Source organism: Mesorhizobium sp. P3_A9, from assembly GCF_056402975.1.
This window is the reverse complement of the sequence record NZ_JBFUGJ010000670.1, coordinates 1-1429: the sequence shown is the minus strand read 5'-3', so window position 1 is coordinate 1429 and position 1429 is coordinate 1. Positions and strand designations below refer to the sequence as shown.

General features: G+C 60.5%; 1 protein-coding gene. It reads left to right on the top strand.

Annotated features, from left to right (window positions below; all coding sequences use genetic code 11):
- Nucleotides 1-358: 358 nt before the first annotated feature.
- Nucleotides 359-1429: glycosyltransferase (locus AC1DX0_RS35850; protein ID WP_477359222.1), on the top strand; the 1071-nt coding region annotated here is incomplete at its 3' end.

The following is a 1429-nucleotide window of genomic DNA, read 5'->3' as shown; positions in this document are numbered from 1 at the left end:
GTTGTTGTGGTGCCATGGCGATCGCGCGATCTGGTCTTCGACTGAAAATAGAGCGTGCCGGCACGGTTGACCTGCCGATGCTCGTGAGAACACATTGCGGTATCGGTCGAGATTGCAGAAGCATCTGGGTCCAACTTCACGAAGAAAGGCTCGCTTGCAATGGCTGGTATTTTCAATTTCCTGAGCCCGGCTGGTCGTTGAAGCGATGCTTGCGCTGTTCAGCCGCCATCCACAGCGCGGCGCTGTCGGTCCAAACTGCTCAGAGCAGATGGGAGTCTGCAGGACGCCGGCGGCGTTATCTGGCGCGACGGATCCGGACAACGGAGGTGCCCGGCATGATGCGTGGTGACCCAGCCGGATGAACGAGCGGACGGTAGCAATCTGCATACTCGCGATCGGCAAACCAGGCTATGCGCTGGCGGCGCGCGAAGCCATTACGTCCTTTCTCCGGAACACGGATTTCGAAATCTATGTAGTCACGGATCGGTTCTCCGCCCCAATGCTGCCGCCCTCGCCGCGCATCCATGTCAACTTGCTCGACGCCGCACGGCAGGAATACCGGGCCGATGGGTTTCTGGCCAAGTTCGACGCATTGGCCTGGTGTCTCGGGCAGGCCAGCGCCGAGATCATTCTTCAGGTCGATGCCGATACCATCCTGTTGCGCCCCCTTGCGGCGGCAGAGGTGTTTACGGCGCTGGGCGAACAGCGGATGGCAATGGTCGAACAGACCGGCATCGCCGGTTCGGGCATGACGCCGGGGGACTTCCAGGAACATTACAGCAAGCGCTCGCTAGCGTTCATCGACGGTTCAGCGGCGGCTCCACCCGCGATATCGTTTCGCTACTTCAACAGTGGCGTGGTCCTGGCCTTCAGGGACGAACTGCAGCTTTTGCTGGAGTGGGTAGCGGGACGACGCTTGCTCCTGCCTGCCGATCACTCGGTTGGCGCGCACATGATCGCCGACCAGGACTATTTCCAAGTGTGGGCAAACTCAGTGGTGCCGGATCGCTGCGCCTCCCTATCATGGCAATGGAACCATTGCAGCCACTGGGATACGGGCTTTCCCCGACCGGATGCGCTGATCGCCCACTTCAGCAACTTCTGCAATGGCCCCGAAGTCGAAACCGTGCTCGCGATGCATAACCTTCTTGCCGACGGTTCCGCCGGACCCTTGCTAGACAGCACAGCGACAGGACAGCCTGCCGACCTGGCGTTCATCATCATCACGTACAACTCGTCCAAGATAATCCGCTACTGCCTCGACGCCCTGCCGGACCAGCATGAGATCATTGTCGTCGACAATGGCTCAACCGACGAGACACTCGACCACGTGACGCATCAGGGCGTGACCATCATCCGGAACAAAAGCAATGAGGGGTTCGCCGCCGCCGCCAACCGAGGCGCTGCCGCCGCCAGCGCCAAATATCTA